Here is a 26,030-nt window from a genome sequence, read left to right as displayed (position 1 = left end):
GGCAAAGCAGGATTATACGCCGTAGGGGCCTACGGATAAACCCCTAGACAATATCGGCAAGCCAGGGCGCAATCGCCTGGCCGCAGCACAGGAACCAGGGCACAGGCCCGCATTGACCGCAATCCTCAAGCGGTATCATGTTCTGAACGTCTGAACACGAAAACCCGAACCTGGAGTCGCGTCATGACTGTCGTGCTGCTTCTGATCATCCTCATCCTGATTGCGCTGGCTTGCGTGCTGACGCGGCGGGACTGGCGCCTGAGATTTCTCAGCCGGCCCTTGTACCGGTTGTTCCGGCGCATCCTGCCCCGCATGTCGGACACCGAACGCGAGGCCCTGGAGGCCGGCACGGTCTGGTGGGACGGCGACCTCTTTTCCGGACGGCCCAGCGCCCGCGCCCTGCATGCCATCCCTGCGCCCCGGCTGTCGGACGAAGAACAGTCCTTTCTGGATCACGAAGTCGAAACGCTGTGCGCCCTGGTGCGCGACTGGCAGGTCACGCGCCAGGACCTGGACCTGCCTGCCGAGGCCTGGGACTACATCAAGACGCACCGTTTCTTCGGCATGATCATCCCGAAGCAATACGGCGGGCTGGAGTTCTCCGCCAGCGCCCATTCAGCGGTCGTGACCCGCCTGGCATCGCGCAATTCCGCGCTGTCGGTCACCGTCATGGTGCCCAATTCCCTGGGGCCTGCCGAATTGCTGCTGCACTACGGCACGGAAGAACAGAAAAATCACTACCTGCCCCGCCTGGCGCGCGGCGAAGAGATCCCTGCCTTCGGCCTGACCAGCCCCTGGGCCGGGTCGGACGCCGCCGCCATCCCGGATCACGGCATCGTCTGCAAAGAGCTGTGGCAAGGCCGGGAAACCCTGGGCATGCGCGTCACCTGGGACAAGCGCTACATCACGCTGGGGCCGGTCTGCACGGTGCTGGGCCTGGCGTTCCGGCTCTATGACCCGGACGGGCTGCTGGGCGATGAACCCGACATCGGCATCACCTGCGCCCTGGTGCCGCGCGACCACCCCGGCGTCGAGATCGGTCGGCGCCATTTTCCGCTGGACGCCATGTTCATGAACGGCCCCACACAAGGGCGCGACGTCTTCATGCCGCTGGACTTCATCATCGGCGGCCCGGAACGCGCAGGCCAGGGCTGGCGCATGTTGATGGAATGCCTGGCAGCCGGGCGCTCGATCTCGCTGCCCGCATCCTATGCCGGCATGGCGCAACTGACGGCCCGGACGGTCGGCGCCTACAGCGCGGTCCGTGATCAGTTCCGCACCCGCATCCATCATTTCGAAGGCGTCATCGAACCGCTGGCCCGCATCGGCGCGAACACCTATCTGATGGACGCCGTGCGTTCCATGACCGCAGGCGCAGTCGATCTGGGCGAGAAGCCCGCCGTCCTGTCGGCCATCGCCAAATATCACATCACGGAACGCGGGCGGGACGTGGTCAACGACGGCATGGACATTCTCGGCGGCAAGGGCATCATCCTGGGGCCGCAGAACTTTCTGGGGCGGGCCTACCAGCAGATTCCCGTGGGCATCACCGTCGAAGGCGCCAACATCTTGACGCGCAGCCTGATCATCTTCGGCCAGGGCGCCATCCGCTGCCACCCCTTCGTGCTGGCGGAAATGCGGGCGGCGCAGGCCAGCGACCCGGAACAGGGGTTGGCGGATTTCGACACGGCGTTCTGGGGGCACATGCGCCATACCGCAGGCAATAAAATGCGCGCGATCTGGCACGGCTGGACCGGCGCCCTGCTGGCCCGCCCCGACACCGGCGTCGATCCCGGCATGGCGCGCTACTACCGGCAACTGACACGATTTTCCGCCGCCTTCGCTACCCTGGCGGATGTTGCCATGCTGGTGCTGGGCGGATCGCTGAAGCGCCGTGAATCCCTGTCCGCCCGCCTGGGCGACGTGCTGTCGCAGCTCTACCTGGTTTCCGCGACGCTCAAGCGTTTCCAGGATGAAGGCCGCCAGACCGCCGATGCGCCGCTGGCGCACTGGGCCATCCAGGATGCGTTCTGCCGGGCGCAGGACGCCATCGACGGGGTGCTGCGCAATTTCCCCAACCGTTTCCTGGCCTGCACGCTGAAAGTGCTGCTGTTCCCCTGGGGCCGCAGCTTCTCGCCGCCCTCGGATGCGCTATCCGCCGCCGTGGCGGATGCGCTCTGCGCGCCAGGCCCCGCCCGAGATCGCCTGACCCGACTGGTCCACGTGCCCACGGATCTGGAAGATCCCATAGGCGTCCTGGAAGCCGCGTTGCAGGCCGTGCTGGACACGCAATCGCTGGACGCCCGCGTGCGCGCATTCGAAAAATCGGGACAGATCCCCGCCGCCGATCCGCGCGCCAACGTGCGCGACATCGCCGAGGCCGTTCATGCCGCAGGCGGGCTGACGGACGAGGAATACGAACGTCTGCGCGAACGCAACGCCCTGCACGACCGGGTGATTGCCGTGGACGATTTCGCCCCCGACTTCCAGGGGCCGTCGGGAGCACAGGCACGGGGTTGATCAGTCGAGGAACACCCGGGCGTTGCGGAACATCCGCATCCAGGGGGTGTAGCCGCCGTGCACCGTGTCATCCCCGCCCTGATCCGCCGCGCCCCAACGGGCTGGACGCCAGGACATGGCGACGTTGCGCGTGACCCGTTCCGGGTGCGGCATCATGGCGGTGAAGCGGCCATCCGCCGTGGTGACGGCGGTCAGGCCATCGGGACTGCCGTTGGGATTGGCCGGATACGCCTGGGTACGCACCCCGCGATTGTCCACAAAGGCCGCCGCCGCCAGCACTTGCCTGGCATCGCCCTGGCGGCTGAAATCGGCGTAGCCCTCGCCATGCGCCACGGCGATGGGCACTTGCGCCCCGGCCATGCCGGCAAAGAACAAGGACGGTGAATCCAGAATTTCCACCAGCGACAGCCGCGCCTCGTATTTTTCCGAGATGTTGCGGGTGAAACGCGGCCAGTGCTGCGCGCCCGGAATCATATCGGCCAGAGCGGCCAGCATCTGGCAGCCGTTGCAGACACCCAGGGCAAAGATGTCCGGGCGCGCAAAGAACCCGCCGAATTGATCGGACAAGGCTGCATTGAAACGAATGGTGCGCGCCCAGCCCTCGCCTGCGCCCAGCACGTCGCCGTAGCTGAAACCGCCCACCGCGACCAGGCCCTGCATATCGTCCAGGCGGATGCGCCCGGCCAGCAGGTCGGTCATGTGCACGTCCACGGACTGGAAGCCGGCCACGTCGAAGGCCCAGGCCATTTCCACCTGGCTGTTGCAGCCCTGTTCGCGCAGGATGGCGACCCGAGGACGCGCGCCGCTGGCGATGAACGGCGCCGCCACGTCCTGCTGCGGATCAAAGCCGACTGTCGGCGTCAGCCCCGGATTATCCACGTCCAGCCAGGTGTCATATTCTGCCTGAGCGCAATCGGGGTGATCGCGCCGCGCCATGATGCGGCGGGTGGTCTCGCTCCAGATCTGCCCCAGTTCGGACAAGGGTCGGTGATACAGAATGGCGCCGTCGCGGAACACCTGCAGTTCCTGTCTGGTGTTCAACATGCCAACGACCTGCGTGATGGCCGCCAGACCGGCCTGGCGCAGGAACTGCAGAATCTCGTCGCGATGGGCGCGAGGCACTTGCAGCAGCCAGCCGGCTTCTTCGTTGAAGAGCGCCGTCAGATTGTGTTCGTGATGCAGGACCGCGACCTGATCGTTGCGGATCTTGTAGTCGCCGGCGTCGGCGGTGTGCGGGTCGATGGTCAGCATGTCCAGATTCAAGGACACGCCCACGTGACCGGCAAAGGCCATTTCCGCGGCGGCGGCCAGCAGCCCGCCATCGGAACGATCGTGGCAGGCCAGCACCCAGCCGCGCGCCACCAGTTCACGCACCGTCAGAAAGGCGGTGCGCAGCAGATTGCCGTCCTGCATATCGGGGGTTTCAGCGCCCATGCCGCCATAGACCTGACCCAGGACGGAACCGCCCATGCGCTGACGGCCTTCGCCCAGATCGATCAGCAGCAACACGGAATCGCCCGCATCGGTGCGCAGCTGCGGGGTAACCGTGGCGCGCACGTCCGCCACCGGCGCAAAAGCCGTGACGACCAGCGACACCGGGGACACGACTTGCTGATCACCGGCATCGTCCTGCCAGGCGGTGCGCATGGACAGGGAATCCTTGCCCACCGGAATCGACAGGCCCAGAGTCTGGCACCAGTCGCTGACGGCTGCCACGGTATCGAACAAGGCCGCATCCTGGCCCGGCGCGCCGCAGGCCGCCATCCAGTTGGCGGATAGTTTGATGTCTTCCAGGCGGGCCACCCCGGCGGCGACCAGGTTGGTCAGGGCTTCCGTCACCGCCATGCGACCGGAAGCCGCCGGATTGATCACGGCGATGGGGCTGCGTTCGCCCAGGGCCATGGCCTCGCCGGCCACGCCTTCGTAGTCGCGCAGAGTGACGGCGCAATCGGCGACAGGGATCTGCCACGGACCGACCATCTGATCGCGGGCCGTCAGGCCGCCCACCGTGCGATCGCCGATGGTGATCAAGAAAGATTTGCTGGCCACCGTCGGATGGCGCAGCACGCGTTCCACCGCATCGGGCAGTTCAACACCGGACAGATCCAGCGGCTGGCTGGCGACCGTTGAACGGGTCGCTTCGCGCTGCATGCGCGGCGGTTTGCCCAGGATCACGTCCACCGGCACATCCACGGGCCGCAGGCTGGTGGCGGGCAGCTCGCCCTCCGGGCGATCCAGGCCGGGCAGGCCCTCGCCCAGGGTCACACGCAGGCGGCGTTCTTCCGTGGCGATACCCACGACCGCATAGGGACAGCGCTCGCGATCCGCGATCCGGGCGAAACGATCCAGATCCGCCGGCAGCACGGCCAGCACATAGCGCTCCTGAGATTCGTTGCTCCAGATTTCAGCGGGCGACAGACCGGATTCTTCCAGCTGCACGCGCTGCAATTCGAATTCAGCCCCCCGCCCGGCGTCATTGACCAGCTCGGGGAAAGCATTGGACAGGCCGCCCGCGCCCACGTCGTGGATGGCCAGGATGGGGTTGTCGCCCCCCTGCTGCCAGCAGCGGTCGATGACTTCCTGGGCGCGGCGCTGCATTTCCGGATTGCCGCGCTGCACGGAATCGAAATCCAGGTCGGCCTGATTGGTGCCGGCGCCCATGCTGGACGCGGCGCCGCCGCCCATGCCGATACGCATGCCGGGACCGCCCAGCTGAACCAGCAGCGCCCCCGGGGGCAAGGGATCCTTATGCGTCAGGCGGGCATCGATCTGGCCCAGGCCGCCGGCCAGCATGATGGGCTTGTGATAGCCCCAGCGCACGCCATCCACTGTCTGTTCGAAGCTGCGGAAATAGCCCAGCAGGTTCGGCCGGCCGAACTCATTATTGAACGCCGCCCCGCCGACAGGGCCTTCGATCATGATGTCCAGGGGCGTGGCGATGCGCTCCGGCGCGCTGGCCGGGCCTTCCCAGGGTTCGACGGCACCGTCCACCCGCAGATTGGACACCGTAAAGCCCGTCAGACCGGCCTTGGGTTTGGAACCCCGGCCCGTGGCGCCCTCGTCGCGGATTTCCCCGCCTGCCCCGGTGGCCGCGCCGGGAAACGGCGCAATCGCGGTGGGATGGTTGTGGGTTTCGACCTTCATCAGGATGTGGGCCGTGACGTCGTGACGACGATAGACCGTATCCTGGGCGGCGCCCGCATGAAAGATCGACGCCGGGCCGCCTGCCATGACGGCGGCATTGTCGGAATACGCCACGACGGTGCCTTCGGGCTGGGCCGCATGGGTGGCGCGAATCATGTCGAACAGCGTCTGCGTCTGCGCCTGGCCGTCCAGCGTCCAGTGGGCATTGAAGATCTTATGGCGGCAATGCTCGCTATTGGCCTGCGCGAACATCATCAATTCGACGTCGGTGGGGTCGCGCCCCAGATCGCGGTAGGCGCGCAGCAGATAATCGATTTCATCGGCCGACAGCGCCAGGCCCAGGCGGGTATTGCAGTCGTCCAACGCTGCACGGCCCTGGGCCATGACGGGCACCGCCTGCACCGGCTGTCCGGACACCGGCGCGAACAGCGCCTGCCCGTCGAAATCCGCCGCGACGACGGTCTCCGTCATGCGGTCATGCAGCGCAGCGGCAACCGCCTGAATCTGGCGATCATCCAGTTTCTGGGCGCTCAGCAAACGGCGTTCGGGCTGGATGGCGTAACGCACGCCGCGTTCGATGCGATGCACCTGCGGCAGACCGCAATGCCGGGCGATATCGGTTGCCTTGCTGGCCCAGGGGGAAATCGTGCCCAGACGCGGCACCACCAGAAATTCCACGGCATGGCGGTCAGCCTGCCAGGGTTCGCGACGGCCATCATCCAGCAAGGCATCCAGCCGTGCCCGGTCGGCATCGGACAGATCCCCGTCAACCCCGACGAAATAGCAGGACTGAGCCGCCACTGCCGCCACCGGCAGGCCCTGATCCGTCAGGGTGCGCAGCAGACGCTGCCGGCGAAAATCGGACAAAGCAGCAGAACCGGGAATGATCAATACGGTGGTCACGACAGAAGGCCCAAGACAAACAAAGGAATAATCCTCCATTTTACCGGGATCGGGCCGACAGCAGGCCTATGTCCTCGTTACCCTCTCGGCGGGTCTGGCCTGCCGGCTCAGGATCGACGCAATCCGATCCATCCAGCCGGCTGCGCGAGACGCGAACTGATTCAGTTCGGCGCAGGCGGATAACTGACGTCCAGGACGTCCAGTTCTTCGATACCCGCCGGGGTGCGCAGGGTCACGGTATCGCCCTCGTGCGCCTTGATCAAGGCGCGCGCGACCGGCGACACCCAGCTGATGCGCCCCAGCAGCGGCTCGGCCTCGTCCACCCCCACGATCGTGACGGTGAATTCCTGACCCTGGCTATCGCTGTAATGCACGGTGGCGCCAAAGAACACCTGATCGCGATTGGGCTGCAGGGCCGGATCGACGATCTCGGCGGATTCCAGGCGGCGCGTCAGGAAACGGACGCGCCGGTCGATTTCCCGCAGGCGTTTCTTGCCGTAGATATAGTCGCCGTTTTCAGAGCGGTCGCCGTTGGACGCCGCCCAGGACACGATCTGCACCATCTCGGGCCGCTCGACGTTCAGCAGATGCATCCGTTCGTCGTTCAGCGTCTGGTAGCCCGTCGTGGTCATATAGTTTTTCGTGCCGGCAGGCAGGGACTGGATTTCAGGCAGATCGTCGTCCTCGTCCCTGTCGGATTCTTTGACAAAGGCTTTGTTCATGTTCGGTCTCCCGCATCAAATCCAGTCTTGCCAGACAGGGATCAAACCGTCAGGCAGATCCGGCATGCCGCCCAGATCGACCCGCCCGGCGCCCGGCGCATGAAAATCCGACCCACGCGAGGCCTGAAATCCATAGGCAGCCGCCAGCTTGGCGTATTGCTTGTATTGCGCCGGCGTGTGGCTGCCGGTGACAACTTCGATCCCCTGCCCGCCCAGGTCCTTGAAGGTCTGAAACAGGGCGTCATGCTGCTGGGGCGTATATTTGTAGCGCCCCGGATGAGCGATCACCGCCTTGCCGCCCGCCGCCCGTATCCAGCCCAGCGCCTGTTCCAGGCTGGCCCACTGGATCACGACGGACGCCCGCTTGCCGTCCCCCAGATACCGGTCAAAGGCCTGCTGCAGCGATTTGACATGCCCCTGTTCCCGCAGATGGCGGGCGAAATGCACGCGGCTGATCAGATCCGGATTGTCTACATAGCGCAACGCGCCCTCGAAGGCATCCGCGATCCCGCAATCGGCCAGACGATCAGCCATCCGATGCGCCCGGTCAAAGCGGCTGCGGCGGATGGCAGCCAAGCCGGCGGCCAGATCGGCATTGGCCGGGTCGATATGCAGCCCCAGGATGTGAACCGTCTTGTCGCAGAAGGTGACAGAAATTTCCACCCCCGGAATAAAGCCCATATCCAGATTGGCAGCGGCTTGTGCGGCCTCGGCCAAGCCGCTGGTCTCGTCGTGATCCGACAGCGCCCACCAGTCCACCCCGTTGGCATGCGCCCGCTCGGCGACATCCGTCGGCGACAGCACGCCATCGGACTGCATGGAATGGCTATGTAAATCAATATTCAACATCATCTGTCCGACTGTACACGAGCGCGCCCCGCCCTGCAGGCAATCAAGGCGCCAGCAGGAACTGCCGCACGGCGTCGATCTGTTCGCCGGACCGCAGCGTGGGGGCATGTCCAACCCCTGCGAATTCCACGCAGCGGGCACGGGCGTTGCGGCTGACCATCTGCTGTGCGGTCTGGGTCGACAGAATGTCGGACTGCTCGCCCCGCATGATCAGCGCCGGCACAGGCAGATGATCCCAGGCCTGCCACAGCAGCGTTTCAGCGGCAGCGGTGGCTTGCGGCGTCTGCAAGGCAAAAGGCTGGGCCATGCGCAAATCGTAATGTTTGACCCATTGCCCGTCCTGTTCATGAAAGACGTGTTCGGTCAGCGCTGCCCAACCGGCTGCATCGTGCGGACCGAAGCCCTGGGACACGGCCTGCACATAATCCACCGCCTGCTGAAACGAGGCGAAGCGGATATCCTGACCGACATAGCTGCCGATACGCGACAGACCATCCAGATTCAAAGCAGGACCAATGTCGTTGAACACCATGCGGCCAAAGGGAATGTCCGGCGCGGCGCCCAGGCCCCATCGGCCCCGGCCAGGGCGCAGCGCCGGCGACATCGTCGCGGCGCCCGCCAGACCCAGGCCGATCAGGCCACCCATGGACGTACCCACCCAGTCCAGCCGCCCAGGCGCCAGGCGGGCGACCAGCGCCACCATATCGGCCACATACTGCGGCACCACGTAGCCTGCCGGGTCGATCAGCCAGTCGGATCGCCCGCGTCCCGCTACGTCGGGACACACCACCCGATAATCGTTTTGCAGCGTCTGAGCCAGCACATCGAAATCGCGCCCGGTGCGCGTCAGGCCATGCACGCACAGCAGCACCCGATCATTGTCGGGGTCGCCCCATTCCCAGTAGGCCATGCGATGCAGGCCGGCGGGACTGGCGCAGGTGACGGAATTCAGGCGGGGTTCGGTGGCCGAATGGGCAATGGCAGACATGGTCGCAGCCTTGGGCGAAGAAGAGGGTCTTTCGATTGTAGTCGGCCTGCCCGCCTTGGCTTGCACGACGTACGAGACCCCGCCTTGGTCGCCCCAAAGCGGGTCTGCGCCGTCGCAGAAAAGCGCCTTAGATGTGCAGCGCCTGCCCCAGCGCCCGCAAGGCTGCTTCCTGGATGGCTTCGCCCTGGGTGGGATGGGCGTGGATGGTGTGTGCGACATCCTCCAGGCAAGCCCCCATTTCGATGGATTGGCCAAAAGCCGCAGCGAATTCGGATACGCCCCGCCCCACGGCCTGCCAGCCCAGGATCAGGTGGTTGTCACGCCGCGCCACGACGCGCACAAAGCCATCCGTGGATTCCAGCGTCATGGCCCGCCCATTGACCGCCAGGGGAAAGACGCCTTCGATCGCATCGAGGCCGGCGGCAGCGGCCTGCTGCGGCGACAACCCCGCCGTGACGACTTCGGGGTCCGTGAAGCACACGGCGGGAATAGCGGCAGGCGCAAAACGCCGGGTCTGGCCGGCGATCTGTTCGGCCACGCATTCGCCCTGCGCCATGGCGCGATGAGCCAGCATGGGTTCGCCGGTCAGGTCGCCGATGGCCCACACCCCGTTCATGGAAGTGCGGCAACGCTCATCCACCCGCACCGCCAGGCCGTCCATATCCAGCATCAGGGAACTGAGGCCGAATCCCCGGCTACGGGGCTTGCGTCCCACCGCCACCAGAATCTGCTGGGCGGCCAGTATCTGTTCATCCGCCTTGGGCGGCTGGATGCGCAGACCCTTGCCGTCCTCAGCCAACCCCAGCACCTGGGTCTGCAGATGCAGGCCGATGCCCAGGGATTTCAGCGCCTTGTGCACGGGCTTGACCAGATCGGCGTCGTAGACGGGCAGGATGCGGTCCTGAGCCTCGATCACATCCACCTTGACGCCCAGCTTGCGATATACCGTGCCCAGCTCCAGGCCGATATAGCCTGCGCCCACAATCGCCAGGGATTTAGGCAGTTTCTTGGGCGACAGGGCTTCGGTGGAGGAAATCACCGGGCCGCCAAACGGCATGAAGGGCAAGGCGGCGGGCTCGGACCCGGTGGCCAGCAACAGGTGTTCGCAGCGGATGCGCTGGGGCGCGCCCGCCTTGCCCTTGACCACCGGATCGACATCGACGGTCTTGCCGTCGACAATGTGCGCCCAGCCTTGAACGACCGTGACCTTGTGCTTTTTCAATAAGGCCCCGATCCCTGTCGTCAGCTTTTTGACGATGCCGTCCTTCCAGGCAATGCTGCGATCCAGGTCCAGTTCCGGCGCCTGGGTGCGGATGCCCAACGGCGAATCCCCGGCATAGCCCTGCAGGGCATGGAACTGTTCCGCCACGTGGATCAGCGCCTTGGACGGAATGCAGCCGATATTCAGGCAGGTGCCGCCCAGGGTGGCGCCCTCGACCAGCACGGTCGGGATGCCCAACTGGCCGGCCCGGATGGCCGCCACGTACCCGCCAGGGCCGCCACCGACGATCAACAAGGTGGTATTGAGGGGATTGGACATGCTGCTTACTCCACAAACAGAAGCGCCGGGCATTCCAGATAGCGCCGGATGCACTGGATGAACTCGGCGGCGTGCATGCCGTCGACCACGCGATGATCAAAGGACGAGGACAGATTCATGAGCTTGCGGGCCACCACCCGGCCTTCTTCGAAGACCGGACGTTCGACCACCCGGTTGACGCCCACGATGGCGACCTCGGGGTGATTGATCACGGGAGTGGACACGATGCCGCCCAGCGGCCCCAGACTGGTGATGGTGATGGTGGAGCCGGTCAGTTCATCGCGCGCGGCCTTGCCCTGACGGGCGGCTTCGGCCAGGCGGATGATCTCGGCGGCGCAAGACCATAGATCCAGGGTTTCCGCATGATGCACCACCGGCACCATCAGGCCCGACGGCGTCTGGGCCGCCACCCCCAGGTGCACGGCGCCGAACTGCGTCACCACCCCGGCCTCGTCATCAAAGCGGGCGTTGATCTGCGGAAATTCCCGCAGGGCCAACACCATGGCGCGGGCCAGGAAGGGCAGCAAGGTCAGTTTGCCGCGTTCCGTGCTGTAGCGGGCATTGAGCCGGCTGCGCAGGGATTCCAGTTCGGTGACGTCGATTTCCTCGACATAGGTGAAATGCGGGATACGCCGCTTGGCTTCCTGCATTTTCTGCGCGATCTTGCGCCGCAGGCCGATCACCGGCACTGCGGTTTCGTCGTTGTGCGACTGATACAGGGCGCCGGTGGTGCGGTGCGAAGTATCGTTGCGATCGCGCGCCAGCCAGGCGTCCAGGTCGCCCTGCGTGATGCGGCCTGCCGGCCCGCTGCCCGGCACATACTGCAGGGTCACGCCCAGGTCCCAGGCGCGACGACGCACGGCAGGTGAAGCCAGAGGCCGTTGCCCTTCAGGCCGCGCAGGCGCGTGGGTCGTCGCATGCGGCGCCGAAACTGCGGGGGCCGCAGGCGCGGCGACCGTTGCCGCTGCCGGGGCGGGGGCGGAGACAGCGGGAGCGATCTCGACCGCCGCCGCCACAGGCGCCGCTTGTGCAGCGGCCTGCGTCCGAGACGATTCAGCCGGCGCGGCGCGGGTCTTGAACAGGTGTTCGTTGCCTTCGCCGGAGACTTCCAGACGGATCAGCTCGGACCCGACCGCCATCACCTGACCGACCTGCCCGCCCAATGAGACGACCTGCCCATGCACGGGGGACGGCACCTGCACGGTGGCCTTGTCGGTCATGACGTCGGCGAGGATCTGGTCCTCGACCACCGCATCACCCGGCTGGACGTGCCATTCGACGAGTTCGACTTCCGCGATGCCTTCGCCGATATCCGGCATCTTGATGATATGAATGCCCATTATGCCTCCCGGAACGCACGTTTGAACGCCTCGGCCACCCGTTTGGGGCCGGGGAAATACGCCCATTCATGGGAATGCGGATACGGCGTATCCCACCCCGTGATGCGCTCGATCGGAGCTTCGAGATGATAGAAACAATGTTCCTGGACCAGGGCGCAGAGTTCGGCGCCGAAACCGCTGGTGCGGGTGGCCTCGTGCAGCACCACGCAACGGCTGGTCTTGCGCACGGATGTCAGGATGGCATCCAGGTCCAGCGGCCACAGGCTGCGCAAATCGATGATGTCGGCCTCAATGCCGGCATCGCGGGCGGCGACTTCCGCCACATAGACCATGGTGCCGTAGGTCAACACGGTCAGTTCGCGGCCCTCGCGGTAGAGCGCAGCCTTGTCCAGCGGCACGTTGTAATAGCCTTCGGGGACATTGCCCAGCGGATGCTTGGACCAGGGCACGACCGGCTGATCGTGATGGCCGTCGAACGGCCCGTTGTACAGGCGTTTGGGTTCCAGGAAGATGACAGGATCATCGTTCTCGATAGAACTGATCAGCAGGCCCTTGGCGTCGTAGGGGTTGGACGGCATCACCGTTCGCAGACCCGAGACATGCGTGAACAGGGCCTCGGGGCTTTGGCTGTGCGTCTGGCCGCCGAAAATACCGCCGCCGCAAGGCATGCGAATCGTCAGCGGCGCCGTATAACCGCCCGCCGAGCGGTAGCGCATCCGGGCGGCCTCTGAAAAAATCTGATCGGCCGCCGGGTAGAAATAGTCGGCAAACTGGATTTCCACCACCGGGCGCAGACCGTAGGCCCCCATGCCGACGGCGGCAGCCACGATGCCGCTTTCGGAAATCGGCGCATCGAACACCCGCGACTGGCCGTATTTGGCCTGCAGGCCTTCGGTGCAGCGGAACACGCCGCCGAAATAGCCGACGTCCTCGCCAAAGACAACCACGTTGTCATCGCGCTCCAGCATGATGTCCATGGCGGATCGCAAGGCCTGGATCATGGTCATGGGGCGTGTTTTCATTGTGTTCTGCGTCATGATCACACCCCCAGTTCCTGGCGCTGCCGGCGCAAGTGTTCCGGCATGTCTTTATAAACGTCCTCGAACATGGTGGCCACGCTGGACGTGCGTCCCGTGGCCAGCGTGCCATGGGCTTCCGCTTTTTTCTGGGCCGCGACGATCTCGGCCTCGCAGGATTTCTGCGTTTCCTGGTGTTCTTTTTCGGACCAAATGCCGCGCCCGATCAAGTATTGCTTCAGGCGGGGAATCGGGTCCCCCAGAGGAAACCGCGACCAATCGTCTGCCGGCCGGTACTTGGAGGGATCATCGGACGTCGAATGCGGCCCGGCCCGGTAGCTGACCCATTCGATCAGCGTGGCGCCGCAGTTGCTGCGGGCCCGTTCAGCCGCCCAACGCGACACGGCATACACCGCCAGGAAATCATTGCCGTCCACCCGCAGGGACGCCACATTGGAACCGATCCCGCGCGCCGCCAGGGTAATGCCCTCGCCGCCCGCCACCGACTGAAAGGTGGAAATGGCCCATTGATTGTTGATCACGTTCAGAATTACCGGGGCGCGGTAGACATTGGCAAACAGCAGCGCCGTCTGATAGTCGGATTCGGCGGTGGCGCCGTCGCCGATCCAGCCGCAGGCGATGCGGGTATCGCCTTTGATGGCGGATGCCATGGCCCAGCCCACGGCCTGCGGCATCTGCGTGCCCAAGTTGCCCGACAAGGTGAAAAAGCCCTTTTCCGGCACGGAATACAGCACCGGCAACTGGCGGCCTTTCAGCGGATCTTTGTCGTTTGAAAAGATCTGGCACATCATGTCGAACAGGGGGTAGTCCTGCGCAATCAGCAGCCCCTGCTGGCGGTAGGACGGAAAATGCATATCGCCCTGCTGCAGCGCCAGCGACTGGCCGATGGCGATGGCTTCCTCGCCCAGGCATTGCATGTAGAAAGAGGTTTTTTTCTGGCGTTGGGCGATGACCATGCGGGCATCGAAGATGCGCGTCTTGATCATGGCCTGCATGCCCCGGCGCAAGACATCATCGTCGGGCAGGTTTTCAGCCCAGGGGCCGACGGCATGGCCGTCATCGTCCAGCACCCGGATCAGGCCCAATGCCAGATCGCGCGTATCGTAGGGGATGGTATCGATGGGAGGTTTGCGGGCGGCGCCTGCCGGCTGCAGCTGCAGATAGGAAAAATCGGTCGCCTGACCGGGACGCCCCGAGGGTTCGGGGACATAGAACTTCAGCGGTGTCTGTGTCATGGTCGCAGAAATCTTTTGGATTTGCCAATAACCCGTTGACGGGCAATAGTCGTCTTGTGGACGGCTGCCGCATCATCGCTGATCCTGCCATGCTGCGCAAGATCGCGTAAACCACTACGGGCGCCGTCCGCGCCAATCACAACGAGACGACTCAAGAACACTGTACATCGACAGACGGGTGCTGCGCGACCGGGCATTTACCCCGGTTTGCCAGCTGGCGCATCACAAGTCAGTGCCGGTGTTGGTGGTGAGCGTCCGGAAAATGCGCATGATCATGCGTCATCGGTTCATGCCGATGCCAATGGCTATGCACGGTTCCCGGCGCAACCGGCTCGTCGTGCGCATGTTGATGATGCGCGTCATGAGCATGCCGATGCTGATGTTCCAGCGCGTCATGCGTATGGACATGGCTATGCCGCTCGGTCAGATGCAAGTAGACCCCCACGGCCATCAAGGCCCCCGCTAGCAACAAGGGCGCGGTAAGCGACTCACCCAAGGCGACCGCCAGCATCGCGCCAAAGAACGGCGCGACCGAAAAATAGGCGCCGGTCCGCGCCGTTCCCAGATGACGCAAGCCGACCACAAACAGCGCCAGACTGACGCCATACGCCAAAAACCCCACCACCATGGCGCCTGCCACACTGGGCCATGCAGGCCAGGAGGCGCCCAAAACCAGCGCCAGCATGACATTCACGCTGCCAGCCACAAGGCCTTTAACCGCGGCGATCCAGGTGGCATCGGTCAGCGCAACCTTGCGCGTCAGGTTGTTATCGATCCCCCACGCCAGGCAAGCCCCCAGCACCGCCAAAGCCGGCCAGACCCCGGAAAAACGCGCCTCACCGGGCCAGCTCAGCACCAAGGCCCCGGCAACGATAGCCGCCATGCCCCACGCAATCCTGCGATCCACATTTTCTTTGAAGACGAACCAGGCCAACAACGCCGTCAACACGCCTTCGGCATTGAGCAGCAAGGAAGCGCCTGACGCGGGCATTCCGGTCAAACCCAGCATAAGCAAAACCGGTCCCAGCACGCCGCCGGCGCCGATCGCCCCGAACAAGTACGGCGCCTCCCGGCGCGATAGCCGCACCGACGGTGCATGCGTCAGGCGGCGATATAGCGTCAGACCGACGCCCGCCCCCAGATACAACAGACCCGCCAGCATCCACGGATCCACGCGTTCCAGCAAGACCTTGGCCAATGGCGTGCCAGCGCCAAACAACAGCGCCGCCGCCAAGGCGGACAGAACGCCGGCTTGATGCAGATTCCGCTTCCAATCGGAAAGAGGCATATGAACGTCCAGCACCTGAGCAAGGCAGTAAGCTTACATCGCGAAAATCGTTGCATAGCGCTCGGGCTTGAAACCGACTTCAATACCGTGCGGCGTCGTCAGCACCGGACGCTTGATCATCGTCGGTTCCGCGACCATCAGATCGATCGCTTTGGCTTCATCCAGACCGTCGCGTGCCGCTTCAGGCAGCGCGCGAAACGTCCTGCTCGCTTTGTTCAGCACCTTGTCGAGCCCCGCTTCGGCCACCCACGCCGCGACCTCGGCGCGGGTGATACCCGCGACGCGATAATCGTGGAAGGTGTAATCAATGCCCTGGGCACCCAGCCATGCGAAGGCCTTTTTCATCGTGTCGCAGTTCTTGATGCCGTAGATGGTAACCGTCATAGCGGGGTGCTCATTTTTGGGTGTGGATTTGTTATTGGGCGGCTGACGTAGCCAGCCAGTCGAGCGCATGACGATACTCGATGGGACTATAACTGGCCAGTGGGCGCTTCATGCGGCGCTCGTTGGTCTGGGGAATATGGGTATCAATCAGTGGGTTTTTGGGTGCTTATGGTGTGCGACACTCTGACTCGGCTGTGTAGTCGTTGGTCTGGTGGGCTGGGTGGGTGGGGCGTGAGGGCCGCGCCGATGCTGGCTGTTGGGGAGAGTTGGCAGGCCTCCGCGAAGGTCAGCCACCGGCCATAAGGCGACGCTCCACAGCGTGGCGAACAGCATCATAATCACCTTGGGTCGTACTCCTCATCGTGACTTCGAGCGAGCAGCGTCTTGCTGGCGCCCAGCTAAACCGACATGTCGAGCAGATCCGTCATCAGGCCACGCGGTGAAGACCCGGCGAGAGAGGCGTCGGCAGTTACGGGTAGATCGATATTGCTATGAGGCTTGAGGCCGCCGTCGGCAGAGGATCCGAACAGGAGGATAGCGGATGCGTGTCGTCTAGGTGGCGATCCAGTACTGCACGAATTTCTCATACTTGCAAGTTGAGTATGCCCTGTATAAAGCCAGTATAAAGGACAGCGGCGAGTAATAGTTAGTTCGGTGCCTCGGCAGTCGATTAAACTTTTGTCGCCGATAACGCGAGACACCAGCATGCCGAACTCATTTTTCCCAATCCTCTCCCCCAGGAGTGGGCGGAATCTCTTGTCGCGGATGCGACAGTTTTCGGTCTCAGGACCGCTGCAGCAATTGGTGAGCCATTGCTCGATTTCTCTCGAATGAACGCAACAACATTCGAACAGTTTTGCTGGTGGCTTTTGACGAAGGAACGGGCTCTGATTGGCTGCAAACGTCTCGGTCGCAGCGGAACAGAGCAAGGCGGCATTGATCTTTTTGCATTCGATGAGCAGCAGCCCGCGGAGAAACTGAGTGTCTTCAATGCAAGGCCCGGAAGGACTTCACTTCCACGAATTTGAAAGAGGCGATCGACGGATTTCTGAGCGGAAGCTGGGCGGAGTTGACCAGGAAATTCACGCTGATTCTTGCGCAACAGGATGTCGGACGAGCGTTGGCCAGCCGCTGGACAGAGGAAATGGGACGCTTGAAACGGGTCGGGATAGACGCCAGAACTATGGACTGCACATACGCTCACGCTGAAAGTCCAAATTCTATCCGGACGTTCTAAAAAAAAAAAAAAAAAAAAAAAAAACCACTATTTTTTCCGTGGGTTAGTGTCGAACATCACGCTAATCTTTGGATGCAGCGTGTCGGCTTCTATGAGCTAGTCAGCAAGGCACTCTTCGATCCGCGCGAACGCGCGCGCGACTGGGCGCGCGAAATGCGGGGCAACGACGCAAGCCAATGTCGACGATGGGCCCGATAGTCGTTCGCATGATAGCCTGAGCACGGCGGAGGCCGCTCTATCATCGCACGTTCAGTTCGATACATACGATGCGCGAAGGCCTGCTCTCGCTGTTGATGGGGTATACCGAAGAGTCAGTCAGGCCGCCAACTCTTGGGATTCCAACGGACCTTGGTTTTCGCTTAGTGCAATACTGCCCGAGGGGGGCTTCAGTCAAGGCTCGGCCGCAATCACGTTCAATAGGCCGGACATCCAGGGCCTGACGATTACTCTCGACCACAAGTGGCTTCTGAAGCGGTTCCTGTCGGGCTCTAATGCACCTTTGACAGACGCCTGCCGCGGATTCATCGTTGGGACAATGCCGCATGATTCCGGCTTGTACATCGTCGACTTACCGCATTGCCGGTTCTCTCTTGAGGAAGATGGTGTCAGGGAAATCGCATGGGTGGCCGATATGCTGGCTACCGCCATGCGCAAGTCTCTCCGGTCGATGGAGACTGCCTGGGCAGCACAAGATTTCCCGTTCGGCAGACGTGGGGTGGGAGGAAAGTTGGGCTGGCTGCTTATCAGCCTGGAAGTCTGGAACGAGATCAGAAGATTCGCCGACGAGCATGACGTTTCGAATGGCACGACATCCTGGCATATGTTTGATGGAAACTCCGAGATACTGAAACCCTACCACCAGCAGTCGACTGAGCATTTCGATGCGGGCTATCACGGTGTGTTCTACGCCGTCAAGATTGAGGGCCTGTCATTCGAGCGCGAGGTTGTGCTGCTGTGGCAACCCGACGATTCGTATTCGAAACCGGCATTCTCGCCGCGTGGCTGGTGGGCATGTGAATTCGCGTTCCAGTGGCTGACAGAGACGCTGCTGCCCGAAGTAAAGCAGCGCATATATAGACGCTTCTTCTGGAAAGCGGTGGAAGGAAATTCTTCATCGCACACACGCGAGGAGTCTGGCCGCGCATCTTGATGAGCGATTCGTAGCCAGAGATCTGCGCCAACATGCGCTGATGCGCGATGGACAGTGGTCTGCCGGGCTGGTCGAGAGCGTGATTGTGCTGCAGCGCTTTTTCCATATTCCAGAGAAACCAGAGCCGTATATTCACCAGCGCGATCTGGATGAACTCTTTCGGGCCGTTGCTTTGGTCGCGCAAGGTGGAAAAGGCTATGTAAGGTTCGCCGGTTCGAAATTGGGGCTTCGCGGCGTTCCACAGGATCATGCGGCCCTTGTTCAAATGATCCACGAGCATGTTCGGGAATGGTGGATTGTGCCCAACAGTGCTGTAGTGGACAATGTGTTTCGAGCGATGCTGGAACTGCTGGACGATTCCGACGAATGGCTCTCCTCCGCACACCGAGAAACAATCAAGGCGGCCATAGAGCCTTTCTCACGCATCAGAGACGACGCTGCGCTGATCGAACGGCATACACGGTGGAGCTGAGTTTCGGACGGGCGAAAAGGGTGCTGACATCGAATTTTCGCAATCGCAGCTCTCTCCATAGCATTGAGCCCGCGATACGAGAGGCTCTCCAAGGTATGTCACAAAGTCTGCTTTCGACCCAAAGCTCACATGCGGGAAATGCAGCAGTCGTGCGAATTTTGGCTATATTGATTAATAGAAACTAAAATCCCAACGGGTTATAGGGTTGGAGAAATTGGCAGGCTACATTTGCCAGAAAAAATGTGCCAGCACGTTTATTCAATCATAGAATGCGCCGTCTAATAAATTGCTATACAGCAAACACCTTGAATTTTTTCACAGTCTAGTTTTGATTAAATTAAACTCAAAGGAAGTGAAGTGGCAATGAATCCGATTATTAAGGCACAATTAGGTACATTTATTAAAAGAACCCCAACGCAACCTATAGTGAATCAGATTTCTTTGAGGTCATGTCAATTTTTTCATTGGAAAATGGATTTCTTGGAGAAAACATTGACCCCTTTAGGGCTCACTTAAAGGGAGATGAGTTTGGTATAGATGGCGTTGCTATTTCCATTCAAGGAACACTTTGCACTGATGTGGATGAGGCGGAAGATATCCTATCTGTTGGAAAAAATCACACCTCAGAATTCCGATTCTATCAGTCGAAAACATCGGACAAACTAGATTATGGTGATATTTCAAGGTTTTTGGATGCGGTATATGACTTCTTTACTAGCCAAGAATTGACAACTGGAACGCAATTAGAGAGTCTGGTTGAAGTGAAAGATAAGATATATGAAGTGACAGCTAAAACCAGTCCCTCATTGAGATGCTTTTACTGCACTACAGGGTCGGGTCAAGTTTCTACCGTGATTCAAAAATTGATTGACACCAATAAAGATCGATTGTCTGAGTTAAATATATTTGAAGAAATCCAAATAGAATGCATGGGCGCCAAAATAATTCAGAATGGTTTTCGTTCTGCGACTAACTCATCATCTGCAAAAATAAATTTTCCAAAAGCGATAACGATGCCAACCCATGAGAAGGTTGACGAGGCATACATAGGGTATGTTCCTGCATCTGAAATTCTAGAAATATCACTTGGCGACCCTGATCAGGACGGAGTTCGTCATATAAATAGGTCGCTATTCTACGATAATGTTAGGGGTTTCAACCCAGATTCAGAAATAAATAAAAAAATTATTTCAGAGTTAGAGTCTGGTGATAATGCTTCTTTTGTTTTCAAAAACAATGGAATAACCGTGGTCTCGAAAAGCATAGATCGCAAAGGTGATACTTTTACCATTGAAGACTATCAAATTGTTAATGGGTGCCAAACCACCAACATATTGGCTCACATTAGGGAAAACGCTGAGGGAATATCAGTTCCATTACGCTTAATCGGCTGTAGTGATATTGATTTTGTATCTAGTATCATAATTGGCACTAACAGGCAAAACGAAGTTAAAGAAGATCAATTTTGGGCGATGCGCCCATTTATGAAGGACTTAGAAGAGTATTGCGCCTTTCAAAGTGGTGATAGCAGAATATTTATAGAAAGACGCGATAATCAGTATCGAGACATATCAATTGAACGCACGCGTATCTTTAAACCCTCGGATCTGATGAAGGCTGCTGCAGCAATGTTTTTCCACCAACCGCATCGAGCGGCACGCGATCATAGGGGGATTCGAAGTGAATTTTCGGAGCGGATATTTACAGAAGGTCATAATGTTGAGCTCTATCATGTGGCTGCTCTAGCACTGTATAAGTTTGACTTCCTAGTGCGCACGGCAAAGACAGATAGGTCACGGGTTATTTATAGATTCTATGCATTATATGCTTTATTTAGAATGCATTGGAGCACACCTGATATATTAGACGCAGCACCTAAATCGCAAAAAAAAGTCCGCGACGCAGTGATTGCCGTTTTGAATGATAACGAAGCGTTTTCGATTCAAATCGAAGAGGTAGCTGGCCACCTTGAAAAAATAATATCTGAGGCAGGTATAACTACTCGCGAAAAAATTCGAGAACTACTTAAGAGCTGAAAGTGTAGTAGATGAGTTTAGCAGTGGATTTTTTCCAAAAATAGTGTAGTGATTGGCCCGTATGTGAAGTGCCAAATTTGAAGTAGCGTATAACTAGGCGTATGTCAGTCTACGCTGGATGTCCGCTCTTGGCTGTGGATTCAACCGGTGGATGCAACGGTCTTATTGAACCGTTGCGCTGGTGTCTCGTAGTTTAGAGTTTTTCTCGGACGGCTCATTTAGTCGCCGCGCAATCGCATTGAGCTTGGCCTGTGAATAGTCGGATAGATCGATTCCCTTTGGCAAGTACTGTCGCACAAGACCATTGGTGTTCTCGTTCGTTCCACGTTGCCAGGGGTTCTGAGGGTCACAGAAATAGACTTTGATATCTGTGGCCAGGTGGCCACGTGAATCGCTTGTGATCTGCCAACTCTTTGCCTCGATCCCAGGTGAGCGACTTATAGAGTTCCCGTGGCAGTTGTCGAGCATTCTTGATCAACCCATTGACCACCGTCTTAGTATCCTTGGCCGCCACCTTCACCAGCATGACATAACGCGTCTGGCGTTCGACCAGAGTCGCAATCTGGCTGTTGCTGCTGCCAAAGAGCAAGTCCCCTTCCCAATGTCCTGGAACAGCTCGATCTTCCGCTGAAGCAGGACGCTCGCTGATCGAGACCGCGCCGACAATCCGACCGTGGTTGTCCACCTTCTGCGTATGATGGCGGGAGCGACGCATGGCTCGAGTGCGCCGCAAGTGCGCCAACAGCTCCTTCTTCAAGGCGCCGCGCGTCTGGATAAAGAGCGTGCGATAGATGGTCTCGTGTGACACCTGATATTCCTCGTCGGTGGGATGGGCACACTTCAGCCATCCAGCGATCTGTTCCGGCGACCACTGCAACCGGAGCTTCTCAGCCACAAGGTGCGCTAGGTTTGGATTGCCTGCCAATTTACACGTCTTAGGGCGAAGTGCCCTGTCCCACGCGGCCTGTTCGGCTCGGTTGGCGCGATAATCCGATGGCCCTCCGTTACGATGGACTTCCCGGCTGACCGTGGAGGGCGCTCGCTTGAGACCTGTGGAAATCGAACGGATTGAATGACCAGCGATCAACCCTCGCGAGATCTCCTCGCGCTCGGCTAGCGTCAGCGCCAGACGGGATCGGCACCTTGGCGCTGGTTGTATGCCACCAGTCTCAGCAAGAATCCGTTGGATCGAGGAGTGGTTTCGGCCAAACATCTGGGCGATCTGCTGAAGCGACTCGCCCTTACGCCAGCGCTCCCACATCACGGCCTTCTGACCGTCCGTGTAGTAGATTCGAGGCCGCTGCTTCATCTGCAACACTCCTTCTGCTTACGCAGTTGCTAGTATGTTGCATCCACCGGTTGAATCCACAGCCGATAGCGGCCTGAAAGAACCCTTCCTTGACGAGGCCTTTAAGAAAAATGCATTTTTTTATCAAGAACAGCCTAGAGTTAACCTACGGCCGCCCCCCATGCCAATACCGCCGTGACAACTCCAAAACACTGCTCACCGCCAGTCCAGCCCCCCTCGACTGGACATTGATCCCCCCCTGCCAATCCGTACGCCACATCACCGCACCCCCCTGCCCCCAGCGTTCCAGCACGGCATCATTCGGATGCCCATGACGATTCCAGCGCCCCACCTGCACAATCACATGCTGCGCCCCCACCGCCTGGACAAAGGGCGCCGTCGAAGAAGTCCGAGAACCATGATGGGCCGCTACCACCACATCGGCGGGCGTCAGGCCACGTTGCACCAGGGCCGCTTCGGTGCGGGCCTCAATATCGCCCGTCAGCAGCAGGCTGTGATATTTGCCACGCACTCGCAGCACGCAGCTGCCGGCGTTGGCCTGAATGCCCTTGCGTTCGCGGCGCACATCCAGCGGCCATAGGAACTCAAAACTGACACCGTCGATCTGCCAGCGCCCGCCGAACAGGCAGGGGCTGGCGGCCAAGGGGCGCGGTGCGGGCTCGGCCTGCAGCAGTCGGGATTCCCTGTCCAGCCAGCGGTCCAGGTCGAAGGAACTAAAGGTCTGTTCTACCGGTACGGCTTCCAGCACGCTGCGCGCGCCGCCGGCATGGTCCAGATCGGCATGGGAAATAATCAGGGCATCCAGCCGCCGCACCCCCAGCGCCTTCAAGGCAGGCACGACGGTGCGGGCGCCCTCGTCCGCATCTCGCGCATGGCGGGCGCCGGCGTCAAAGACAATGGCGTGCCGGGCGGTGCGCAGCAACAGGGCGCTGCCTTGGCCGACGTCCAGAGCGTGCAGGTCCCATTCTCCCTCGGCGGGACGCGGCGGCGTCCACAGCGCCATCGGCAGCAGGGCTAACCAGGCCCAACGACGCCGACGCCACAGGCTTTGCACCGCAGCCGGTACGGTCGCGCCCACCCGCCCTGTCCAACCCAAAGGCGGTTCACCCGAGTCCTGCCTGGTCGACGAACCCGACCGCAAGGTGGGCGATCCCGGCCACAAGGCACACACCGCCCCGCCCGCTGCCAGCCAATACAGCCACACCGGCCCTGCCGCCACCGGCAATGTCGGCAAACCCGCCAGCCATTCGGTGGGCTGCATCATCAGGGACAGCACACCGTGGGCCAAGCAGGCCAGACCGGCGGCAGCCCCCTCCAGACCCGGCGCCAGGGAGACGGCAGCCAGCAACAAGGACAGCGGCGTGACCAGCAGTTCGATCACGGGAATGGCATAGGCATTGGCCAACGGCGATACCAGGGATACCTCGTGAAACAGCCAGGCCAGAGCCGGCGCCAGAGCCAGGGTGATGGCCCATTGCAAACGGGCTGCCAGGCGCAGGCCGCGCAGCCAGCGGCCTGAACGCGACACGACCGGAGGAGCAGCGACTGCGACGGCGCCCTGCTGGCTGTCGAGCACGAGAGATGAGGCCGCAGCCTGGGCCGATGAGACCGTGGCATCCCGCCCCACGGCCAGCAGTACCGCGACGGCGGCAAAAGACAGCCAGAAACCGCTGGCCAACACCGACCAAGGATCCAGCGCGACCACGACGACGGCGGCCAAGGCCAACACCCGCGAGCCATTCAGGCGCAGCTGCAGGGCTTGGGCGCCCGCCACGACCGCCAACATCATGAAGGTGCGGCGAGCGGGCACGCCCCAGCCGGCCAGCAGGCAATACAGCCAGGCGGTGATCAGGGCGGCGCAGGCCGCAGCCCGGCGGGCGGGCCACCGTTCGGCCAGCACTCTGCCGCGCCAGGACAGACGGCACCATAGCCAGTATGCGGTCAGGGCAGCCGCACCGGATAGCATCGTGATATGGGACCCGGATATTGAAACCAAATGTGTCAACGAGGTGCGGTTGAAGATGCGCCAGTCGGCGTCGCCCATCCCATCCTGATCCCCGATCGCCAGCGCCCGCAGCACGGCGCCGTAGCGTTTGCCGTCCAGGTGCGGCGTCATGGCCTGGCGGATCCGGTGCCGCGCCCGGTCTGCGACGACCGCAATGCTGTGCCAGTCCTCGTCGCGCAGATGCTCCGGTGTGCCGCGCACGGCGCCGGTCGCCCGAATGCCTGCGGCAAAGACGTGCGCTTCGTAGTCGAAGGCTGCCACGTTCTGCGCTGCCCGCACAGGACGCAGGACCAGCGCCATGCGCCACACCTGCCCTGCCCGGATCTCGGGAAACGGCGGATCGGCAGGCTGCGCCGCCGCATAAGGACTGCGCCAGCCTGAAGCAGACCAGTTGACCAGGATCCGCTGCGGCACGCCGGTCGGATGCGCATCCAGCACATCGGCCTCGAAGCGAACCCGGTCCGGCTGCAGACGGGGTAGCCCCTGCACACGCAGCGTGACCCGCGACACCCGGTCCACATTACCGTCGACCAAGCGCTGATCCAGCCGCTGCTGCGCCCAGAAAACGGTGATGGCAAAGGCCAGACCAGCGGCCAGCATCCAGAACGCCAGAATACGTAAAAGGCGGCTCAGCAGGGAAAACCGGCGAAGCGACAAACCAGCGACACCTGCCGGAGGCAGCACACAAACCGCGCGAACGCCTAGCCGATGCCCCAGATACCAGGCCAGTCCCAACAAAGCCACCGGAGTCAGCACCGCCGCCGCAGCCCAAGGCCAGGCAGGCAGCTCAGGCAACTGGTGCACGGCCCCCACCCCCAGCAGCCCTGCCACCATCGCCAGCCGTCCGATCATGTCCCGCCCCAGAAGCCCCAGACCATCAAGACTAAAGGGCGCGAGTGCGACAAAACCAGGCCCTTAGGCCATTTTCATCACACCCGGGCTACGGAAAGCGGAGGCGCCAACAGCAACTGACAGACCGACTTAGTTAAACGGCAGCAACCCTTTCAAACGCGGCAGAACCCGCACCGCATTGCGCGCGCACTGCGCGATCACTGCGTCCTGAGATTCCGACCGCAAGCCAGCCAACTCCTGAGCGATCTGTGCAATTTCCGCCGGCTCATTACGGGCGGGCTGCCGGCGACCATCCGCATCACGCCCCAACCAGGCGGGTGGAATATCGGGCGCGTCAGTTTCCAGCACCAGCGCCGTCGCGGGCAACTGCGCAGCCAGACGGCGGATCTGCAAGGCTCGGCCAAAGGTCATGGCCCCGCCGATTCCCAGCGCAAATCCCAGTTCCAGAAACTGTCCGGCCTGCTGAAAGCTGCCGTTAAAGGCATGAGCGATGCCGCCGATCGGCGGGCGACGGCGCAGGTGCTTCAACAGCATGTCCTGGGATTTGCGCACATGCAGCAGCACCGGCAGGCCAAAGCGCTGCGCCAGATCCAGTTGGCGGGTGTAGAACCATTCCTGCCGCGCCCGCAGCGCCGGGGTGCTGATCTCGGGCACGAAAAAATCCAGGCCGATTTCGCCAATGGCGACCAGGCGCGGATCATTCTTCCACGCCTGCAGGCAGTTTTCCAAAACTGTCAGATCAGCCTCATCCGCCTGCAACACGTACAGGGGATGGATGCCCAGCGCATAGGCGCCGCCCGGCAGGGAAGCCGCCAGATCTCGCACTGTCTGAAAGTTGTCGCGGCACACGGCGGGGATGACGATGCTGCGTACGCCTGCCTGCTGCGCCCGACGGATGACCTGGGGCCGATCCGCGTCGAATTCGGCGGCATCCAGATGGCAATGCGTATCGATGAGCATCCGCGCCTCCTTTCAGCCTGCAAGGCCTCTGCGACCCGCGCCAGCCGCCCTATTCCGCA

General features: G+C 61.6%; 16 protein-coding genes and 1 pseudogene. 4 read left to right on the top strand and 13 right to left on the bottom strand.

Annotated features, from left to right (window positions below):
• Positions 1–183: 183 nt before the first annotated feature.
• Positions 184–2,520 carry an acyl-CoA dehydrogenase gene (locus VDP79_RS09805; RefSeq protein ID WP_323018021.1) on the top strand — a complete coding sequence of 779 codons (2,337 nt, stop codon included), beginning with the start codon at positions 184–186 and terminating at the stop codon, positions 2,518–2,520.
• Here the strand turns inward: VDP79_RS09805 and purL are convergent, their stop codons facing one another.
• The 10 genes from purL to VDP79_RS09755 all read right to left on the bottom strand — a co-directional run bounded on the left by purL (position 2,521) and on the right by VDP79_RS09755 (position 15,950).
• Positions 2,521–6,567 carry a phosphoribosylformylglycinamidine synthase gene (gene purL, locus VDP79_RS09800; RefSeq protein WP_323018020.1) on the bottom strand — a complete coding sequence of 1,349 codons (4,047 nt, stop codon included), beginning with the start codon at positions 6,565–6,567 and terminating at the stop codon, positions 2,521–2,523.
• 161 nt (positions 6,568–6,728) lie between these two features.
• Positions 6,729–7,289 carry a transcription elongation factor GreB gene (gene greB / locus VDP79_RS09795; protein WP_323018019.1) on the bottom strand — a complete coding sequence of 187 codons (561 nt, stop codon included), beginning with the start codon at positions 7,287–7,289 and terminating at the stop codon, positions 6,729–6,731.
• 15 nt (positions 7,290–7,304) lie between these two features.
• Complete coding sequence (locus tag VDP79_RS09790) at positions 7,305–8,135, bottom strand: PHP domain-containing protein (RefSeq protein WP_323018087.1); 831 nt, start codon at positions 8,133–8,135, stop codon at positions 7,305–7,307.
• A gap of 46 nt (positions 8,136–8,181) precedes the next feature.
• Positions 8,182–9,126, bottom strand: a complete 945-nt coding sequence (locus VDP79_RS09785; protein WP_323018018.1) for an alpha/beta hydrolase — start codon at positions 9,124–9,126, stop codon at positions 8,182–8,184.
• A gap of 127 nt (positions 9,127–9,253) precedes the next feature.
• Positions 9,254–10,666, bottom strand: coding sequence for a dihydrolipoyl dehydrogenase (gene lpdA / locus VDP79_RS09780; protein WP_323018017.1), 1,413 nt, complete (start codon positions 10,664–10,666; stop codon positions 9,254–9,256).
• 5 nt (positions 10,667–10,671) lie between these two features.
• The gene (locus tag VDP79_RS09775; RefSeq protein WP_323018016.1) at positions 10,672–12,006 is read right to left on the bottom strand and encodes a dihydrolipoamide acetyltransferase family protein; all 1,335 of its coding nucleotides are present in this window, start codon (positions 12,004–12,006) and stop codon (positions 10,672–10,674) included.
• Positions 12,006–13,043: an alpha-ketoacid dehydrogenase subunit beta gene (locus VDP79_RS09770; RefSeq protein WP_323018015.1), complete on the bottom strand. Its 1,038-nt coding sequence runs from the start codon at positions 13,041–13,043 to the stop codon at positions 12,006–12,008. Before VDP79_RS09770 ends, VDP79_RS09775 begins: the two co-directional genes overlap by 1 nt.
• Before the next feature lie 2 nt (positions 13,044–13,045).
• The gene (locus tag VDP79_RS09765; RefSeq protein ID WP_323018014.1) at positions 13,046–14,278 is read right to left on the bottom strand and encodes a 3-methyl-2-oxobutanoate dehydrogenase (2-methylpropanoyl-transferring) subunit alpha; all 1,233 of its coding nucleotides are present in this window, start codon (positions 14,276–14,278) and stop codon (positions 13,046–13,048) included.
• Between the two features lie 229 nt (positions 14,279–14,507).
• On the bottom strand, positions 14,508–15,566 hold the full coding sequence (locus tag VDP79_RS09760) for a DMT family transporter (RefSeq protein ID WP_323018013.1): 1,059 nt from the start codon (positions 15,564–15,566) through the stop codon (positions 14,508–14,510).
• A 33-nt stretch (positions 15,567–15,599) separates the two neighbouring features.
• Positions 15,600–15,950, bottom strand: a complete 351-nt coding sequence (locus tag VDP79_RS09755) for a Spx/MgsR family RNA polymerase-binding regulatory protein (RefSeq protein WP_323018012.1) — start codon at positions 15,948–15,950, stop codon at positions 15,600–15,602.
• Positions 15,951–17,740: 1,790 nt separating this feature from the next.
• Here VDP79_RS09755 and VDP79_RS09750 point away from each other — a divergent pair.
• The 3 genes from VDP79_RS09750 to VDP79_RS09740 all read left to right on the top strand — a co-directional run bounded on the left by VDP79_RS09750 (position 17,741) and on the right by VDP79_RS09740 (position 20,845).
• Entirely contained in the window at positions 17,741–18,337 is a 597-nt protein-coding gene (locus VDP79_RS09750; protein ID WP_323018011.1) for a hypothetical protein, read from the top strand.
• Between the two features lie 40 nt (positions 18,338–18,377).
• Positions 18,378–18,809 carry a hypothetical protein gene (locus VDP79_RS09745; protein WP_323018010.1) on the top strand — a complete coding sequence of 144 codons (432 nt, stop codon included), beginning with the start codon at positions 18,378–18,380 and terminating at the stop codon, positions 18,807–18,809.
• A gap of 449 nt (positions 18,810–19,258) precedes the next feature.
• Positions 19,259–20,845: an AIPR family protein gene (locus tag VDP79_RS09740; protein ID WP_323018009.1), complete on the top strand. Its 1,587-nt coding sequence runs from the start codon at positions 19,259–19,261 to the stop codon at positions 20,843–20,845.
• A 140-nt stretch (positions 20,846–20,985) separates the two neighbouring features.
• Here VDP79_RS09740 and VDP79_RS09735 read toward each other — a convergent pair.
• The 3 genes and pseudogenes from VDP79_RS09735 to VDP79_RS09725 all read right to left on the bottom strand — a co-directional run bounded on the left by VDP79_RS09735 (position 20,986) and on the right by VDP79_RS09725 (position 25,971).
• Positions 20,986–22,154, bottom strand: a pseudogene (locus VDP79_RS09735) (IS30 family transposase).
• Between the two features lie 145 nt (positions 22,155–22,299).
• Positions 22,300–25,011 carry a ComEC/Rec2 family competence protein gene (locus VDP79_RS09730; protein ID WP_323018008.1) on the bottom strand — a complete coding sequence of 904 codons (2,712 nt, stop codon included), beginning with the start codon at positions 25,009–25,011 and terminating at the stop codon, positions 22,300–22,302.
• Between the two features lie 129 nt (positions 25,012–25,140).
• Entirely contained in the window at positions 25,141–25,971 is an 831-nt protein-coding gene (locus tag VDP79_RS09725) for a TatD family hydrolase (RefSeq protein WP_323018007.1), read from the bottom strand.
• Positions 25,972–26,030: the final 59 nt, after the last annotated feature.

Origin of the sequence: Castellaniella sp., from assembly GCF_034675905.1 — a bacterium.
Taxonomy (GTDB): domain Bacteria; phylum Pseudomonadota; class Gammaproteobacteria; order Burkholderiales; family Burkholderiaceae_B; genus Castellaniella.
This window is presented reverse-complemented; position numbering and strand designations above follow the sequence as displayed.

Excerpts from the sequence above, each read along its gene's own strand:
- VDP79_RS09765 (WP_323018014.1), bottom strand. The coding sequence starts at position 14,278 with ATGACACAGACACCGCTGAAGTTCTATGTCCCCGAACCCTCGGGGCGT.
- VDP79_RS09785 (WP_323018018.1), bottom strand. The coding sequence starts at position 9,126 with ATGTCTGCCATTGCCCATTCGGCCACCGAACCCCGCCTGAATTCCGTC.
- VDP79_RS09770 (WP_323018015.1), bottom strand. The coding sequence starts at position 13,043 with ATGACGCAGAACACAATGAAAACACGCCCCATGACCATGATCCAGGCC.
- VDP79_RS09755 (WP_323018012.1), bottom strand. The coding sequence starts at position 15,950 with ATGACGGTTACCATCTACGGCATCAAGAACTGCGACACGATGAAAAAG.
- VDP79_RS09730 (WP_323018008.1), bottom strand. The coding sequence starts at position 25,011 with ATGATCGGACGGCTGGCGATGGTGGCAGGGCTGCTGGGGGTGGGGGCC.
- VDP79_RS09805 (WP_323018021.1), top strand. The coding sequence starts at position 184 with ATGACTGTCGTGCTGCTTCTGATCATCCTCATCCTGATTGCGCTGGCT.
- greB (WP_323018019.1), bottom strand. The coding sequence starts at position 7,289 with ATGAACAAAGCCTTTGTCAAAGAATCCGACAGGGACGAGGACGACGAT.
- VDP79_RS09725 (WP_323018007.1), bottom strand. The coding sequence starts at position 25,971 with ATGCTCATCGATACGCATTGCCATCTGGATGCCGCCGAATTCGACGCG.
- VDP79_RS09775 (WP_323018016.1), bottom strand. The coding sequence starts at position 12,006 with ATGGGCATTCATATCATCAAGATGCCGGATATCGGCGAAGGCATCGCG.
- VDP79_RS09740 (WP_323018009.1), top strand. The coding sequence starts at position 19,259 with ATGTCAATTTTTTCATTGGAAAATGGATTTCTTGGAGAAAACATTGAC.
- lpdA (WP_323018017.1), bottom strand. The coding sequence starts at position 10,666 with ATGTCCAATCCCCTCAATACCACCTTGTTGATCGTCGGTGGCGGCCCT.
- VDP79_RS09760 (WP_323018013.1), bottom strand. The coding sequence starts at position 15,566 with ATGCCTCTTTCCGATTGGAAGCGGAATCTGCATCAAGCCGGCGTTCTG.
- VDP79_RS09745 (WP_323018010.1), top strand. The coding sequence starts at position 18,378 with ATGCGCGATGGACAGTGGTCTGCCGGGCTGGTCGAGAGCGTGATTGTG.